1 protein-coding gene is annotated in these 570 nt (G+C 52.5%); it reads left to right on the forward strand.

Features of this window, described 5'->3' with window-relative positions:
- The first annotated feature begins 9 nt into the window (after positions 1-9).
- The gene (locus tag ALO43_RS30650; RefSeq protein ID WP_054997170.1) at positions 10-315 is read left to right on the forward strand and encodes a hypothetical protein; all 306 of its coding nucleotides are present in this window, start codon (positions 10-12) and stop codon (positions 313-315) included.
- Positions 316-570 lie beyond the last annotated feature (255 nt).

The raw sequence follows: 570 nt of genomic DNA on the forward strand, positions 1-570 counted from the left end.
GAGAACACCATGAAGCTTTCCCGTCTGTCCGCACTCCTCGCCTGCGCCGCCGTCATGGCCCCTTGGGGCGCTCAGGCTGCCATGGAAAAAACCGTGCAAGACACGTTCACCCAGGAATGCATCGCTGCGGCGAATCAGCACAAGCAAGATGCCAAGGCCGCGCAGGCTCATTGCGATTGCAGCGCCCGGATAGTGAACAAGGAGTTTTCTCAGCAGGAAATCGAAGCATTGAGCAGTACCGATAGCGCTCCTGCCCCTGCATTGACGCAAAAACTGCAGAAACTGGTTGCCGAAAACTGCACCAAATCAAAATAAATCATTTTTTTTAACGCAGTAAAGCAGCTGCCTGAAATGCCGAGAGCTGCGCCCTGCGCCAACCTGAAAGCCTCGCAGAGCGGGGCTTTCAGCATATCCCGAATAGTCTTGATGCAAGACTGGCAGAGACATCATTTAGCCACTTTATGTGTATGACGCTTTGCATATGCAGCGACCCAGACTAAAGAAATCACCTTAGTAGCTGTCTTTTTGCGCATTTCGACTATGATAGGCTCGTGTGCCCAGTTGGCCTGA

The sequence above is a fragment of the Pseudomonas tremae genome (assembly GCF_001401155.1).
GTDB lineage: Bacteria > Pseudomonadota > Gammaproteobacteria > Pseudomonadales > Pseudomonadaceae > Aquipseudomonas > Aquipseudomonas tremae.

Excerpts from the sequence above, each read along its gene's own strand:
- ALO43_RS30650 (WP_054997170.1), top strand. The coding sequence starts at position 10 with ATGAAGCTTTCCCGTCTGTCCGCACTCCTCGCCTGCGCCGCCGTCATG.